The 15,155-nt window shown below is 67.7% G+C and carries 17 protein-coding genes; 8 read left to right on the top strand and 9 right to left on the bottom strand.

Going from position 1 to position 15,155, the window contains the following annotated elements; genetic code table 11:
* Positions 1-23: 23 nt before the first annotated feature.
* The 4 genes from N1027_RS11545 (at position 24) to N1027_RS11530 (ending at position 4,987) form a co-directional block, all read left to right on the top strand.
* On the top strand, positions 24-1,847 hold the full coding sequence (locus N1027_RS11545) for a DEAD/DEAH box helicase (protein ID WP_259508027.1): 1,824 nt from the start codon (positions 24-26) through the stop codon (positions 1,845-1,847).
* A gap of 127 nt (positions 1,848-1,974) precedes the next feature.
* Entirely contained in the window at positions 1,975-3,588 is a 1,614-nt protein-coding gene (locus N1027_RS11540; protein WP_259508026.1) for an MFS transporter, read from the top strand.
* A 43-nt stretch (positions 3,589-3,631) separates the two neighbouring features.
* Positions 3,632-3,775: a hypothetical protein gene (locus N1027_RS11535; protein ID WP_259508024.1), complete on the top strand. Its 144-nt coding sequence runs from the start codon at positions 3,632-3,634 to the stop codon at positions 3,773-3,775.
* A gap of 138 nt (positions 3,776-3,913) precedes the next feature.
* The gene (locus N1027_RS11530; RefSeq protein ID WP_259508023.1) at positions 3,914-4,987 is read left to right on the top strand and encodes an NYN domain-containing protein; all 1,074 of its coding nucleotides are present in this window, start codon (positions 3,914-3,916) and stop codon (positions 4,985-4,987) included.
* Here N1027_RS11530 and N1027_RS11525 read toward each other — a convergent pair.
* The gene (locus N1027_RS11525) at positions 4,950-5,222 is read right to left on the bottom strand and encodes a glycosyltransferase family 2 protein (RefSeq protein WP_259508022.1); all 273 of its coding nucleotides are present in this window, start codon (positions 5,220-5,222) and stop codon (positions 4,950-4,952) included. The two genes, N1027_RS11530 and N1027_RS11525, sit on opposite strands and share 38 nt — an antisense overlap.
* Positions 5,219-6,172 carry a manganese catalase family protein gene (locus tag N1027_RS11520; protein WP_259508021.1) on the bottom strand — a complete coding sequence of 318 codons (954 nt, stop codon included), beginning with the start codon at positions 6,170-6,172 and terminating at the stop codon, positions 5,219-5,221. The genes N1027_RS11525 and N1027_RS11520 overlap by 4 nt, the downstream gene beginning before the upstream one ends.
* Positions 6,173-6,417: 245 nt before the next feature.
* On the opposite strand from N1027_RS11520, the gene N1027_RS11515 reads away from it, so the two are divergent.
* Genes N1027_RS11515 through N1027_RS11505 form a run of 3 tightly spaced genes read left to right on the top strand, consistent with a single transcriptional unit; the run spans position 6,418 to position 7,357 of the window.
* Positions 6,418-6,747, top strand: coding sequence for a DUF7882 family protein (locus N1027_RS11515; protein ID WP_259508020.1), 330 nt, complete (start codon positions 6,418-6,420; stop codon positions 6,745-6,747).
* A gap of 21 nt (positions 6,748-6,768) precedes the next feature.
* On the top strand, positions 6,769-7,089 hold the full coding sequence (locus N1027_RS11510) for a DUF7882 family protein (protein WP_259508019.1): 321 nt from the start codon (positions 6,769-6,771) through the stop codon (positions 7,087-7,089).
* Positions 7,090-7,096: 7 nt separating this feature from the next.
* Positions 7,097-7,357 carry a hypothetical protein gene (locus N1027_RS11505; protein ID WP_259508018.1) on the top strand — a complete coding sequence of 87 codons (261 nt, stop codon included), beginning with the start codon at positions 7,097-7,099 and terminating at the stop codon, positions 7,355-7,357.
* A gap of 3 nt (positions 7,358-7,360) precedes the next feature.
* Here N1027_RS11505 and N1027_RS11500 read toward each other — a convergent pair whose 3' ends face one another.
* The 5 genes from N1027_RS11500 to N1027_RS11480 all read right to left on the bottom strand — a co-directional run bounded on the left by N1027_RS11500 (position 7,361) and on the right by N1027_RS11480 (position 11,443).
* The gene (locus tag N1027_RS11500) at positions 7,361-8,077 is read right to left on the bottom strand and encodes an ANTAR domain-containing protein (RefSeq protein ID WP_284439034.1); all 717 of its coding nucleotides are present in this window, start codon (positions 8,075-8,077) and stop codon (positions 7,361-7,363) included.
* Between the two features lie 26 nt (positions 8,078-8,103).
* Entirely contained in the window at positions 8,104-8,844 is a 741-nt protein-coding gene (locus N1027_RS11495) for a GAF and ANTAR domain-containing protein (RefSeq protein ID WP_259508016.1), read from the bottom strand.
* Positions 8,845-8,898: 54 nt separating this feature from the next.
* Positions 8,899-9,021, bottom strand: a complete 123-nt coding sequence (locus N1027_RS11490; protein ID WP_259508015.1) for a hypothetical protein — start codon at positions 9,019-9,021, stop codon at positions 8,899-8,901.
* A gap of 98 nt (positions 9,022-9,119) precedes the next feature.
* On the bottom strand, positions 9,120-10,676 hold the full coding sequence (locus N1027_RS11485) for an HD domain-containing phosphohydrolase (protein ID WP_259508013.1): 1,557 nt from the start codon (positions 10,674-10,676) through the stop codon (positions 9,120-9,122).
* The gene (locus N1027_RS11480; protein WP_259508011.1) at positions 10,673-11,443 is read right to left on the bottom strand and encodes a hypothetical protein; all 771 of its coding nucleotides are present in this window, start codon (positions 11,441-11,443) and stop codon (positions 10,673-10,675) included. Before N1027_RS11480 ends, N1027_RS11485 begins: the two co-directional genes overlap by 4 nt.
* Before the next feature lie 84 nt (positions 11,444-11,527).
* Here N1027_RS11480 and N1027_RS20140 point away from each other — a divergent pair, with 84 nt between their 5' ends.
* A complete protein-coding gene (locus N1027_RS20140) occupies positions 11,528-14,260 on the top strand; it encodes a helix-turn-helix transcriptional regulator (RefSeq protein WP_259508010.1) in 2,733 nt (910 codons plus the stop codon).
* A gap of 24 nt (positions 14,261-14,284) precedes the next feature.
* On the opposite strand, the gene crcB is transcribed toward N1027_RS20140, so the two are convergent.
* Positions 14,285-14,671, bottom strand: coding sequence for a fluoride efflux transporter CrcB (gene crcB, locus N1027_RS11470; protein ID WP_259508009.1), 387 nt, complete (start codon positions 14,669-14,671; stop codon positions 14,285-14,287).
* On the bottom strand, positions 14,668-15,084 hold the full coding sequence (locus N1027_RS11465) for a CrcB family protein (protein ID WP_259508007.1): 417 nt from the start codon (positions 15,082-15,084) through the stop codon (positions 14,668-14,670). Before N1027_RS11465 ends, crcB begins: the two co-directional genes overlap by 4 nt.
* Between the last annotated feature and the right edge of the window lie 71 nt (positions 15,085-15,155).

Genomic DNA, 15,155 nt, shown 5'->3' with positions numbered 1-15,155 from the left:
GCCGCAGGTACTACCGTTGACACATGGCCTCTACCACCAGCACAACCACCGCGTCGGCCGAGGCAGACACTGCCCCCGACTCGCAAACCTTCTCCGACCTCGGCCTCGACGACGCCGTGCTCAAGGCACTCAAAGACGTCGGCTACGAGACTCCCTCCGCCATTCAGGCCGCCACCATCCCTCCCCTGCTCGCGGGTCGCGACGTCGTCGGCCTCGCCCAGACCGGCACCGGCAAGACCGCAGCCTTCGCGCTGCCGATCCTCTCGCGCCTCGACCTCTCCCAGAAGACCCCGCAGGCGCTCGTGCTCGCGCCCACCCGCGAACTCGCCCTGCAGGTCTGCGAGGCCTTCGAGAAGTACGCGGCGCATCTCCGCGGCGTGCACGTGCTCCCCGTCTACGGCGGCCAGGGCTACGGCGTGCAGCTCTCGGCCCTCCGGCGCGGCGTGCACATCGTGGTGGGCACCCCCGGCCGCATCATGGACCACCTCGAAAAGGGCACCCTCGACCTCACCGAGCTGAAGTACCTGGTGCTCGACGAGGCCGACGAGATGCTCAAGATGGGCTTCGCCGAAGACGTCGAGACCATCCTCGCCGACACCCCCGACACCAAGCAGGTAGCCCTGTTCTCGGCCACGATGCCGGCGCAGATCCGCCGCATCTCGCAGAAGTACCTGCACGACCCCGAAGAGATCACGGTCAAGAACAAGACCACCACCTCGGCGAACACCACGCAGCGCTACCTCGTGGTGTCGTATCCGCAGAAGGTCGACGCGCTCACCCGCATCCTCGAGGTCGAGAACTTCGAGGGCATGATCGTCTTCACGCGCACCAAGAACGAGACCGAGACCCTCGCCGAGAAGCTGCGCGCGCGTGGCTACGCAGCCGCCGCCATCAACGGCGACGTCGTGCAGGCTCAGCGCGAGCGCACCGTCAACCAGCTCAAGTCGGGCAAACTCGACATCCTGGTGGCCACGGATGTCGCGGCCCGCGGTCTCGACGTCGAGCGCATCAGCCACGTGGTGAACTTCGACCTGCCGATCGACACCGAGTCGTACGTGCACCGCATCGGCCGCACGGGCCGCGCCGGCCGCACGGGCGACGCGATCAGCTTCGTCACTCCGCGCGAACGACGGATGCTCACCAGCATCGAGAAGGCCACCCGTCAGCCCCTCACCGAGATGAAGCTGCCGAGCGTCGACGATGTGAACTCCACGAGGCTCACCCGCTTCGACGACTCGATCACGGCGGCACTGGCCGATCCGCAGCAGATCCAGCAGTTCCGCGACATCATCGGACACTACGTGGAGCACCACGACGTGCCGGAGTCGGATGTCGCGGCAGCCCTGGCCGTGGTGGCGCAGGGCGACACCCCGCTGCTGCTCGACGCCCAGGCCGAGCGCGCCCAGCGCTTCGACCGCTTCGACAAGGACGACCGGGGCGAGCGGGTGCGCAGCGACCGGCCAGAGCGCGGCCGCAACGACGACCGCGGCGACCGCACGGGCGGCGGCTACGACCGCGGCACCCGAGGCGACCGCCCCGACCGCGCCCCACGCGGCGACGGCGGCCCGAAGACCACCTACCGCATCGCGGTCGGCAAGCGTCAGAAGGTCGAACCGCGCCAGATCGTGGGCGCGCTCGCGAACGAAGGCGGGCTCAACCGGGGCGACTTCGGCGCCATCCAGATCCGTCCCGACTTCTCGCTCGTGGAGCTTCCGGCGAATCTCTCCGACGACACCCTCCGCCGCCTCGAGAACACCCGCATCAGCGGCGTGCTCATCGAGCTGCGCCCCGACCGCGGCGGCAACTCCGCCAAGCGCGAAGACCGCCCCCGCTACCGCCGAGACTGACCCCGCGCATCGAGTGGGCACGATTCGTCGCGACTCCGGTCGCGCTTCGACGAATCGTGCCCACTCGATCGCACGCATCACCCTCTGCGGGCGATGCACGCGAGCGCGCCTCGCGCCACACTGAGCCATGAAGAAATGGTCGGTGATCGTCGTGCTGGGCGCCGCGCAGTTCGTGATGGTGCTCGACGGCACCGTGATGAACGTATCGATCTCCATTGTGGTCGCCGATCTCGGCACCACCGTGTCGTCGCTCCAGGCGGCGATCACGTTCTACACGCTGACGATGGCGGCAGCGATGCTGCTCGGCGCCAAGCTCGGCGACATCTGGGGGCGGCGGCGGGCGTTCGTCATCGGCTCCTGCATCTACGCCCTCGGGTCGCTGGTGACGGCGCTGAGCCCGAACATCCAGGTGCTCTTCCTCGGCTGGTCGATCATCGAGGGTCTCGGCGCGGTGCTCGTCATCCCGGCGATCGCCGCGCTGGTCGCCGACAACTACAAGGGCCGCGAACGCATCACGGCCTACGCGATCATCGGAGCGGTGTCGGGCGGCGCCGTCGCGATCGGGCCGCTGATCGGCGGTTTCGTCACCACCTACTTCAGCTGGCGCTATGTCTTCGTGGCCGAGGTGGTGATCATGGCCGTGGTCGTGATCTTCACCCGCCTGATCTCGGATGCGACGCCCCGGCAATCCGTGCGCATCGACGTGCCGAGCGTGCTGCTCTCGGCCTCCGGGCTCGTCTTCGTGGTGTTCGGAATGCTGCAGAGCAAGACCTGGGGCTGGGTGCGCCCACTCTCCTCCCCCGAGATCGGCGGGGTCGAGATCGCTCCGCTCGGCGTCTCGCTCACCGCCTGGTTCATGCTGGTCGGCGGACTGCTCATCTGGGCTTTCGTGCACCGGCAGTTCTCGCTCGTGAAACGGGGGCGGCCCCCGCTCGTGCACATGGAGATGTTCTCCATCCGGCAGTTGCGCAGCGGCCTCAGCGTGCTCGGCGCGCAGTACACGGTGACTGCAGGCCTGTTCTTCATCGTTCCGGTGTATCTGCAGATGACCCTCGGGCTGAACGCGCTCGAGACCGGCATCAAGATCTTTCCGCTCTCGATCTCGCTCGTGCTCTTCTCGATCATCGGCACCCGGCTGTCGCAGCTCTGGTCGCCGCGGCGCATCGTTCGGGTGGGCCAGCTGGTGCTGGTGTTCAGCGCGCTGCTGTTGCTCGGTTCAGCCACCGAAGATCTTCGCAGCATCCTGTTTGCGATCGGGATGTTCTTCGCCGGCACCGGCCTCGGCCTCCTCGCCTCCCAACTCGGCAACGTGAACATGTCTGCCGTGACGGAGAAGGAATCGAGCGAGGTCGGCGGGCTGCAGGGCGTGTTCCAGAACCTGGGGTCATCGCTCGGCACGGCGTTGATCGGGTCGATCCTGATCGGCGCCCTGGCGACATCCTTCGCCGGTGGCGTGGCTGCGAGCGAGCTGCCCGAGGATGCGCGCGCGCTCATCAGCGAGGCCACCGAGGGCGGCGTCACGATCGTGCCGGCGGCGAGTGTGGCCGAGATCGGCCAGGAGGCGGGCCTGAGTGCCGATGAGGCCGAGTCGCTCGCGACGATCTACCGCGAGTCGCAGCTCTCGTCGCTGCGGGTCGCGTTCTTCGGGCTGATCGCGATCTCGGTGCTGGCGCTGCTGTTCTCGCGCGGCATCCCCGCGACGGTGCCCGAACGCAGACGCGAGGCCGCACCGACATCCTGATTCCGCGCCCCAGCGCGCCTACCTCACCGCACCGGCGCTCGGGATGGTGTTCAGCGCGAGCTCCAACGGAATGCGCGGCTGGGCCTCGGATCGCGTGCGCCGGCTGGCCACACTCAGCACGCCGACGGTGGCCGCGGCAGAGCAGAAAGACGACCCCGATCAACAGCATCACGACCTGCACGGGTGACGCTGGCCACGAACGCGACGATCAACGGTCAGCGGCGGCGGGAAGGAGCAGGCACGAGGTGGGTCCTGGTGAGATCGACCATAGACTGATGGCACCGGATCGCGCCTGGGTCTTCCGCTTTCCGTTAAGGAGCATGCCATGACCGAACCGAGCGAATCCCGCGTCGGCCTCTACATCGACTTCGACAACATCGTCATCTCGCGCTATCAGCAGCTGCACGGGCGCAACGCCTTCCAGCGCGACGGCATCCGCGATTTCGACAAGTCGGCCCCGGATGCCGACCCCGAGATCGCCGCCCGCCTCGCCGCCGCGACGGTCGATTTCAACGCCATCATCGATTTCGCTGCCTCGTTCGGCACGATGGTGGTGAACCGGGCCTACGCCGACTGGTCGGTGCCGGTCAACGCCAGCTACCAGCGCCAGCTGATGTCGCGCGCGGTCGACCTCACGCAGTTGTTCACGACCACCACCCGGGGAACGAAGAACGGCGCCGACATCCGGCTCGCCGTCGACGTGGTCGAAGACCTCTTCCGGTTGCCCGACCTCACGCACGTGATCATCGTGGCGGGCGATTCGGACTACATCGCCCTGGCGCAGAAGTCGAAGCGGCTCGGCCGATTCGTGGTAGGCATCGGCGTGGCCGGGTCGACCAGCACGTCGCTCGCCGCGGCGTGCGACGAGTTCGAGGACTACGACTCGCTTCCCGGCATCGAGAAGGTCGTCGCCACCGTTGCGACCGCCGCCGGCACCGCTGCCGGCGCCTCGGCCAAGCGGGCGTCGGGTCGTCGTGCCTCGACCGCCGGACCGGTCGACACCACGGAGTCGACGGATGCCGCCGACGCCGCCGACACCCCGGCCAAGAAGGCGGCGACGCGCTCGCGTCGCGTCACCATCCCCACCTTCTCGCACAGCGAAGACACGTCGTACGACGAGCCGGAGCCGGCCGAGGACATCGATCCCCAGACGGTCGCCACCGAGCTCCTCGTGCGCGCCCTGCAGATCGGGCACGCGAAGGGCGACGCCGACGAGTGGCTCAACACCGGCACGGTGAAGAACCAGATGCGCCGGATGGACCCGTCGTTCAACGAGAAGCCGCTCGGCTACCGGTCGTTCACCGACTTCCTCTCGTCGCGATCCGACGTGGCCGAGCTCGAGGAGGAGGGTCCGCAGCGGCTCATCCGTCTGCGCCCGGGGGCTGCCGCCCGCCGCTGACCCGCCCGTTCGGACCGGTCGGATCAGCGCATGCGGTCGCCCAGGAAGCCGAGTCATCCGTCGACGCATTGTCGACAACGATCACCTCGTCGGGCGCAACGGTCTGACGACGGATCGCTTCGAGGCAGGTGCGCAACCGCGCGGCGTCGTTCTTCACCGGGATGACGATGGTCACCTCGAGCGGAAGTTCGCCGGAGGGTCGGCCGTCCGCCACGGCCCTCCGGCGTTCACTCATGCTGCGGTCGGCCCGAAGCTCGCCTCGACCTCGGCCAGTTCGAGCTCGGCGGTCTTCTGGATGAGCTTCAGCAGCTCAGGGTCCAGGCCCGGCGAGAACTCCTCGAGCCGCTCGGGTGCGATGAACGACGGCGTGCCCTTCGGTGCCTGCTGGGTGGCATCCAGCTCGGTGCCGTCATTCGACGGCGACGCCCCCTGGAAGATGCGGCCGGCTTCGGATGCGCCGGTGAGGTCGAAGGAGTACTGCTTGCTCTGCAGACCCAGGTCGACGAGCTTCTTCACCTCGGGGAACTTCTCGGCGTTGGTCTTCGGAATCGGCAGCGTCTTCTTCCAGTCGATGCCGAGAGTCTCGAGCGCCTTGGCGTATGCGTTCTCGTGAGCCTGGTCGCGCACGATCAGGTAGGCGATGGTCGAACGCGCGGTCTTGTTGGCGGTCATCTCGTAGATGCGGCATTTCTGCAGCCGTCCGGTCGACTCCAGCATCAGGTTGTAGAGCAGGTCGAGCACGAGGTTGCCCGAGTTGTAGACGTAGCTGCCGAGCCACGGGTTCCCGGCCGCATCGACCGGCAAGGCACCCTGCGCACCGACGAGGTAGTGGTGGATGTTGCCCGTGTCGAGCGCAATACTCAGCGGAGTCGCGCCCCCGGCCCCCGGGGTGTCGAGGGGATCGGTCTTCTTGCCGTGGTAATCCGGTGCCCCGTCGAGCAGGCGCGAGATGGTGGTGCCGATCAGCTCGACATGGCTGATCTCCTCGGTGCCGACGCCCTGGATGAGGTCACGGTAGGGCTTGGCGGCCGCACCGCGGAAGTTCATGGCCTGGAACAGGTACTGCATCATCGTGCGCATCTCGCCGAATTGGCCGCCGAGGCCCTCCTGCAGGGCGTTCGCGGCCGCGGGGTCTGGCTCGTCCTCGGCGATGTCGTTGATCCATTCCTGAACGTGGAAATACATGCGATCCTCCGTTTGATACCGGCGACGGCCTGTCGCTCGCATTTTCACTCTGCTCCAGGCACCGACTTCCTGCGGACCCTTGCATTTGCTGCCGTGCGGGCGCATGATTCGCGCAGTGCAGAAACGATGGCGCCCCTGCGCCCAGGGCGCTATCCTGGAAGAGACCCCGGACCTGGTCACGGACGTTTTCTCCGGACAGCACAGGCACGGCAGCGTCCGCTCCGCATCGAACAGGGGCAGGCATCATGGGCACTCTCCATTACGGACAGTCGGGGTTCTCGATCGAGATCGACGATCGCGCTCTGGCACACCTGAAAGTCGTCATTCTGACGTTGCTGCGGAACGGGCAGAGCATCGCGTTCAGTTTCGCCCATCCGACGAGCGAGGGCAGCGGACGGGAGACCATCTGGATCACGCCCACTTCCGACATCCGGTTCCACTTCCTCGGTTCTCGCGCCCCGCAGCTCAATCGCGCGTGGATCGACGCGATGCTCTCCCGAGCTGACGGATCGACTGGACTGCAGTTGATTCCGGAAGGCGCCGACCTGCGGCGGCTCGTCTCGGTCGCGAGCTAGACCGGATCGGGGCACCAGCTCATGGGTTTTCTCTTCTACGGCACCACCGGATTCGCGGTCGAGATCGACGACCGCCCGCTCGCGCACCTGAAGGTCGCGATCCTCAGTCTTCTCCGCGCGGACAAGTGCGTCGCGTTGTCGTTCGTCTACCCCGCCCACAGCGGCAGCGGCCGGGAGACGATGTGGATCAGCCCGACGACCGAGCTCCGGTTCCGGTTCAACGGCAGCCGCCCGATGGCGATCAACGAACAATGGGTACGGATGCTCATCGAGACCGCGAACACCGGCACTGGTCTGCATCTCGTCGACGAGCCGGCCCCGCTCTCCGCTGTGCGGGTGTGAGGAGCTCGTGTCTCATCACCGCGTTCTGGTCGACATCGAATTCGTGCTCGACGACGAAGCGTTCAAGGTGGCGCACTTGACCGACGACGCCACCGGCGTCTCCGACGCCACCGATGCGGCCGTCAGGGATGCGGTCGCGAGTGTGCTGATCCACGCGGAGTGGGATCACTACGTGGTCTCACCCTTGCGGAGCATCGTCACGGTTCGGCCCCTCAAAGCCGACGGTCGTTACGACGAACTCCTCCTGCCCGGAGAGCACGGGGTCTGAACGCTAGCGCGACTGAGCCTGGGATATCACCCGTTCGGCGACCACCGACAGTCGCGTTCCGGTGTTGCGGGCCTGCGTCCGCATCTGTGAGAACGCGTCTTCCATTGAAAGGCCCTCGACTTGGGAGAGCACTCCTTTGGCCTGCTCGATGAGCACCCGGCTGTTGAGCGCGTGCTGGAGTTGCTCACGAGCGATGTCCGATTCGCGGAGGGCGCGTTCCTGAAGAATCCCGATGGTCGCAACATCGGCGAGGGTCTGGGCCGCCATCGCGTCCTCCGGGTCGAGCGGACCGACCTTGTCGCGAAAGAGGTTCAGCGACCCGATGGTCTCACCGCGCAGTCGCAGCGGAATGGCGTGCATCGACTGGTAGCCGACCTGGGCGGCAGCCGTGGCGAACTTGGGCCAGCGTGCGTAGGTGCCGGCGATGTTCTCCACCGTCACCAGGCGGCCGGTCTCATAGGCATCGATGCACGGGCCTTCGTCGGCGCGGAGTTGGAGGAGCCCGATCAGGTGGCTCCGTTCGCTCGTCGACGCCACCACCTCGAGGGCCCCCGTTTCATCGGGGATCAGGATGCCGGCATCCGTGGCTTCGAGGATGAGGGCGCAGCGCTCGACGAGCGTGTGGAGCAGATCGACGACGTCGTAACCGACGACCAGCGTGTCTGCCAGTTCGACGAAGGTCGTGAGCAGTTGTTGTTCCCGGTCGGCCGCGATAACCATGTCCCCAACCTAACTCTTCCGGCCGGTCACAGGGGGAACGATATCTCCCGGTTGACGATCTGCGATGCGATGTCGCGAACCGATCGCCCGTCGGCGAAGGCGCGAGCGCGGATGAGCAAAAGCGCATCCTCCGGGCTGACCTTCATCTGCGCGATCACCATGCCGGTGGCTTGATGCACCTCGCGGCGTGAGAACGGCCCGTCCTGTGCCGGGTCGCCGTCGTGAGCCGGCCGCCGATCGAGGGCCTGGTTCAGAACGTCCACCGCGGCAGCGGCGGCCAGCGCGGAGGCGCGTGCGACGTCGGTGGTCGTGAACAGCTGCGGCGTATCGGCGTAGAGGTCGACCGCGCCGATGTCCAGTTCACCGACGAACAGCGGAAAGGCGAAGACGGAGTGGATGCCGAACTGCGCGATCGCGGTGTGCAGGCTCGGCCAGGTCGGGCTCCGGGTGTGCTGCAGATCGGAGACGAGCACGGGAGCTCGCGCGCTGAGCGCCTGCCAGCACGGTCCCTCCCCCAGGTCGATCTGGAGCTCGTCGAGATGCGCGGCCAAGGCGTCGCTCGCACAGACCGTCTCGGCGTCGAAGGGATTCTTCAACGTGGAGATCGCGGCCCGCGTGATTGGGAGCGACGCCACGAAGGGATCGCAGAGGGTCGGCGCCCGTTCGACCGGAAACTTCGAGATGGTGTCCTCCTGGCCCGTCACCCAGCAGAAGCCGGTGAGCGATGCGGCCTGGGTCCAGGACAGCGTCCCCTCACCATACGGCACCCGGCATTCTCGCGCTCCCCGTGGCCCGATTCCCCCCACATACTCAGTAAGGAGCTACCTCTTGATCTTCTTGCGGGCCTTCTTCGTCACGTTCTGGGCGGCTTTCACACGAGTTCCGATGATGTACCCGGTGATTCCCACGGCGATCATCGCTATCCAGGCAACAGGCTTCGGCATGATTTCCTTCGTTCTGTTCGGAGTTCTCTTCGGAGAGAGCGTTCCCTCGTCTGCGACGCTACGCCGGCCGGGCACCTCATAGACGGGGGTTGACACCGCTAAAGGCCGTCGACCGGCGCCACCAGTCCGTGCTCGAGGGCGAACAGACTCGCGCCCACCCGGTTGCTGGCGCCGATCTTCGTGTAGCTGCGTTCGACATGGTTGCGCACCGTCTTCTCGCTGAGCACGAGGCGGTGCGCGATCTCCCGATTGGAGAGTCCCCGCGCAACGAGGCCGAGGATCTCGGTCTCGCGCGGGGTGAGCGAGTCGTCACGAGGCGCCCTCGACCGCACGTGACCGGCCACGGCCAACACCGCATCCGCACTGTCGGGGTCGAGATGCCCACGGGAAACCCGGTTCCGAAGCCGTGCCGCAGCGCCTTCCGGAGTGAGCGGTTCGCGGTAGGGCCGCGGCTCCAGCGCCGATCGATAGGCGACGGCGGCGGCCAGAATCCGCTCGGGCCGGCCAAGCGCCGCGCCGGACAGACCCAGCGGATACCCCGATCCGTCGAGGTGCTCGTGGTGAGCGCGAGCGATCGCGGCGACGTGGTCGAGTCCGGTGATCCGGGTCAGCACCCGGTCGGTGAGATAGGGATACATCCGCACGCGCTCCCATTCCGCCCCCGTCAGCTCGGCGGGCTTCGACCAGACCTGATTGGACACGCCGATGCGCCCGATGTCGTGGAGGTGGCCGGCTCGGCGGATCGCGGTCACGTCGTCGGCCGGAAGGGCGAGCTGCACGGCGGCCGCCTCGGCGAGTGCGGCCACGCTGCGGGAGTGGCCGAGCGCGAAGGGGCATTTGAGGTCGGCGAAGTCGCCGATCGCGGTCAGCAGCACATCGAGCTGCGATTCATCGAGCCGGGTGCCGGCCTCCGGGGCGATCGACAGGGCGCGCTCCCACGGGTCGTCGCCGGGAGCCGGGAAGAGCGCCTCCGGGTCGCTCGTGTACGCGTCGACCACGGCCGGGTCGAACTGACCACCGCGCCGGCTCCGCGCCAGCGCGACCGTTCCTTCGACTCCGTACAGGCGGTGGTGCACCTCGGCGACGTCGGCGAGCTGAGCCACTCGCATCTCGATCGGGATGTCGGCACCGGACACTCCGGCCGGGAGCCCGCCGCCGTCGAAACGCTCGAAGGTGTACGCGAGCGCCCGCTCGACATCCGCGTCGAGTCCGATGTGCCGGCCCAGGAGCGCGGCCGAGGCGCAGTGGGAGTGGATCAACGTGGCGAGCTGACCGCGGGCATCCCGCATCAGCGTCGCCATCACGCGCACCCGTTCGCCGAGCGGCTCACCGCGTGCGACGTTACCGACCAGGAAACGCAAGTACGGCATCCCCGACCAGTCGACCAGATAGGCTTCGCGCCGCACCGCGATGTCGTCGCCGAACCAGCGGGCGTATTCGTGCGAGTCGGCATGACAACCGATCCACATCAGTAGCGTCGTGTAGTAGACCGTGGACTTCTGCTGCCGGCTGAGACCGAGTCGGTCGGCCAGGCCGCAGGCGACGACCGCCGAGCGGAGCATGTGCTCCGCCGGCTGACCGAGCCCGAGGTCGATCGCCACCGAGAGCCCGGCGAGCACCTCGACTCGTCGCGGCAGCCGTGCGGCAACGGTCATTTTTCCATTGTGGCACCGGCGGGCCGGCGGATGCGGGCGGCCCGATCGACGGTCTCCAGCGGCTGGCCCGAGTCGACCTGAGGACTGAACCGGGCTCGACCGATGAAGAAGATCCCCCGCTGCGGCAGCCAGAAGTCACCCAGCCGGGTCTGCACGTCAAGCGGTGCCGGTGCGCCGAGGTCGTGGCCGTTGAACGAGGCTGCGCCTCCGACCACACGCCAAACCTTCACCGGCGCCGACCGGAAGCGATGGCCGTTCGGCGTCGCGCCCTGCAGTCTCATGCGCCCGGATCGGAGCATGTGGCGTGCCATCGGCTCCATGGCGGCGAGCACCGCTCCGCTGTTCCAGGCGAACGCGGGGAGCACGCCTCCCATGGTCGTCATCATCCGTGTCGCGGGAGTCGATCCCAGTTCGATGCGCCAGGTCACCGTGGTGCCGAGGGCCACGTCGAGCGTGTGATCGTCGCGCCAGGACACGTCGATGGCGGGCACCCGGATGTTCGTGGTCACCGACCCGAAGTACCGGGGGCAGGACGATTCGAAGGCGCCGGTGGTGTGGATGGTCCAGTGGCCGGCCGGGTCGCGATGCCAGAGGGCTCGGTAGGCCGGTCCGATCGAGGTGGCCACCATGTCGCGCAGTGCGAGGTAGTGGCCGGTCGCGAAGGGCATCCCCATCACGCCGTAGCCGGTGAATCGTTCGTCGTCGCCGTCGGGGAGTCGTGGATGGTCGAGAAGTGCCTGGACTGCGTGTCGCGGTGTCGTTGTCATGGTTTCAGGTTCGCGCCGTGGGCGGGTGCCGCGCGTGGGGCATCCGCCTCAATCCTGCGATGCGGGGCGTAGTAGCCTGATGGTGTGCTTGACCGTCATCCCCAACGGACTCAGCTCGATGCCCTGCTGAGAAGCATTCGCGAAGGGCGGAGCTCGATACTCCTTTTGGATGGCGGCGCGGGCATCGGCAAGACCACGCTGCTCGACTACGTGGCAAAGCGCGCCCACGACATCGAACTCCTGAGCGTCACCGGCATCCAATCCGAGGTCGAACTCGCCTACGCTGCGCTGCACCAGCTGTGCCGCCCGCTCGAGCAATCCATGTCAGCACTTCCGGCGCCGCAGCGGGAGGCGCTCGAGATCACTTTCGGGCAACGAGAGGGCGACGCGCCCAACAAGTTCCTGGTCGGGCTCGCAGCGCTCGGTCTGTTGTCGGAAGCCTCTCGTTCGACGCCGATCCTCTGTCTCGTCGACGACGCCCAGTGGCTCGACGAGGCGTCGGCCCAGGTGCTCGGCTTCGTGGCGCGGCGACTCGGATTCGAACCCGTCGGAATGGTGTTCGCACTGAGGGCGCCGAGCAGCACCGCGCTGTTCGACGGCGTACCGCCGATCACGGTCGAAGCCTTCGAGCGACACGATGCCGAAACCCTGCTGTCATCGTTGGTGCCCGGGCCCATCGATCCGCGGGCCATGGAGCGCGTCCTCGACGAAGCAGACGGCAATCCGCTCGCGATCGTCGAGTCGGCACGGGAACTGAGCCGAGCCGAGATCTCGACGGGCATGATCCTCCCCGCCACGACCGCGAGCCCCAGTCGGATGGAAGAGCACTACCAGCGCCTCCTCGGCGCCCTGCCCGACGACACCCAGCGCCTGCTGCTGGTCGCCGCCGCCGAACCCACGGCGCAGTCGCACATCATCTTCGCCGCCGCCTCGACGTTGGGGGTGCAGGCATCGGCGCTCCAGCCTGCCATCGCCGCCGGCCTCGCACACCCTCCCATGCGTTTCAGCCATCCGCTCGTTCGATCGGCCGTCTACCGCGCCGCGACCCCGGACGCGGTGCGAGCCGCGCACGCCGCCCTGGCCACGACCATCACCGGTGATGCCGATCCCGATCTGCTCGCCTGGCACCGTGCCCGAGCTGCTCCGGATACCGACGACGACGCTGCCGCCGACTTAGCCGCGGCCGCCGCCCGCCTGCAAGCCCGCGGTGGAACGGCCGCCGCCGCGGCGCTTCTCCATCAAGCGGTGCAGGTGAGCTCGGATGACGTCCGCAAAGCGGAGTGGCTGCTCCGGATCGCGCAGGCCGAGCTCGCCGCCGGGCAATATGACCTCGCGACCCGCGACATCGCTGCGGCGGCCGGGTGCCTGCCCGAGAGACTGCTCGCGGAGTCGAAACTGACCGAAGCGAGAATCGCCTTCGCCCGAGATCGCGGGGGCGCTTCGGTGTCGCTGCTGCTCGACGCGGCCGAGCATCTCGCACCTGACGATCCGGATGGCGCGAGGGAGGCCTACCTGGAAGCCCTGTCGGCGGCGATGTTCGGCGCGTCGCTCGCGGAGACGGGTGCCCGACGGGTCGCCGAGCGCTGGCTCGCGGCTGAGCCCACTCCCGGAAGCCGCCCCGCCCACCTCCTGCTCGACGCGATGACCCGGGTGCTCACAGATGACGACCCCTCGGCCAAGCGGAACCTGCAAGAAGCCCTCGCCCCGTTCAGCGGCGAGATCGACGACGAACGCACCCACATCCATTGGATGTGGCACGCCACCATCTCCGCTCTCGCCGCGTGGGACTTCACCACCTGGGACGCGGTGTCCCTCCGGCACCTCGGGTACGCCCGCGAGGCCGGCGACTATTCCGAGCTCCCCATCGCGCTCACGACTCGCGCCTACGCTCATCTTTTTCGTGGCGAGTCGTCTGCCGCCGTCGAAGCCGTGCGTGAGATGCAGACGATCGCAGCCGTGACCGGAAGCCGGATGGCTCCGACGGCCGCCATCGGGGTCGCTGCGGTCGAAGGATCGGACAGCGAACTCGACAAGCTGGTGCGCGCGACGATCGCCGACTCCGAAGGGCGTGCAGACGGGAGCGGCCTGGCCATCGCGTATTGGGGTGCGGCGGTGCTGAACAACAGTCGCGGGCACTTCGACAGGGCGCTGGAGTGGGCACGGTTGGCCGGTGGGCAGAGCAACCCGCTGCATTCGGCCACGAATTGGGCACTCGCCGAGGCGATCGAGGCGGCAAGCCGAGTGAAAGGGGCGGATGCGTCGAGCGAGCTCGCCCAGCTCGAGTCGGCGACCGCGGGTTACGGCACGGACTGGGCTCGAGGCGTCTATGCGCGCTCGAAGGCCCTTCTGAGCTCCGGCGCCGACGCCGAGTCGGGCTACCTCGAAGCGATCAACCTGTTGGAACGCACTCCCAGCCGCCTCGATCTGGCGCGCGCGACCCTGGTCTACGGGGAATGGCTCCGTCGTCAGAGGCGGAGGCCGGACGCCCGCATCCATCTGCTGCGCGCCCATCAGGTGTTCGCCGACATGGGTGCCACAGCGTTCGCGCTCCGTGCCCAGCAGGAACTCCACGCCCTCGGCATCCTGACCGGCGCTCGGCGCGCCGATGCCGGCAGCGGACTCACCTCGCAGGAATCGCAGATCGCCCAGCTCGTCGGTCAGGGGCTCACGAACAGCGAAGTCGCCTCGCGGATGTTCCTCAGTTCTCGAACGGTGGAGTATCACCTCGCGAAGGTGTTCACCAAGCTGCAGATAACGTCGCGGCACCAGCTCTCCGGGCCTACGGATCGCGACCTGATCGGGCCCACCGGGATCTGAAGGGACTGTCCGTTCCCTCGCATCTCAGCCGGCGCCGCCCGATCCGAGCCACAACCCGATCGCTGCCGCCGCGACCGCGGCGACCAGCATCACGAGACCGTTCACCACGGCAGCGACCCCCTTTCGCGCGCGGAACAGGTCGGCCGTCTGAGTGCTCGCGGTGCTGAACGTCGTATAGGCCGCCAAGAACCCTGTGCCCGCGATCAGGCGCAGTTCGGGGGTGAGTAGGCCCGCTGTCGCCAGCCCTGTCACCACACCCAGAAAGAATGACCCGGTGACATTGATGATCATTGTTCCGATCGGGATGGGAACGCGCTTCGAGTAGCGCGTGATGAGCGTGTCGAGCGAGAATCGTGCCGCGGCCCCGAGCCCTCCCGCGACTCCGACGAGTACAACGGTCCAGACGATCATGATGAGTCACCCGTCATGCGTGCCCGATGGAGCGCCCTGGCGGTGGCGGCGCCGAGCAGGGCCGCCAGCACACCCAGCGCCACGGTGGGCAGGGCGTAGACGAGCGAACCAACGAAGTTGCCGGTGTCGATGAGTCCGGTCTCGTCGACGACGAACATGCTGTAGGTGGTGTAGCCGCCCAACAACCCGGTGCCAAGACCCAGCCGGGCGGCCTTGCGGCTTCCCGTGTCGGGGCCGCCGAGCTTCAGCGCTTCGAGCAGCCACCCCAGCAGCAAGGCGCCGCTCAGGTTGATGACGACCACATTGACCGGCAACGCCCCGGCATTGGGAATGACCGTCGAGAGCCCGTAACGCGCCAGAGTTCCGAGCGCACCTCCCAGTGCGACCAGGGGAATGTATTTCGCTTCGGACATGCGGCGGCCTTGTTCAGCGGAGGGGTGTGATGCCTTGGGTTCCGCGGGGGAACGTGGCGAGCACTTCGGCG

The organism is Herbiconiux aconitum, from assembly GCF_024979235.1.
Classification (GTDB): Bacteria; Actinomycetota; Actinomycetes; order Actinomycetales; family Microbacteriaceae; genus Herbiconiux; species Herbiconiux aconitum.
Note: the sequence above shows the minus strand (reverse complement) of the source record. Positions and strands in the feature narration are given on the sequence as shown.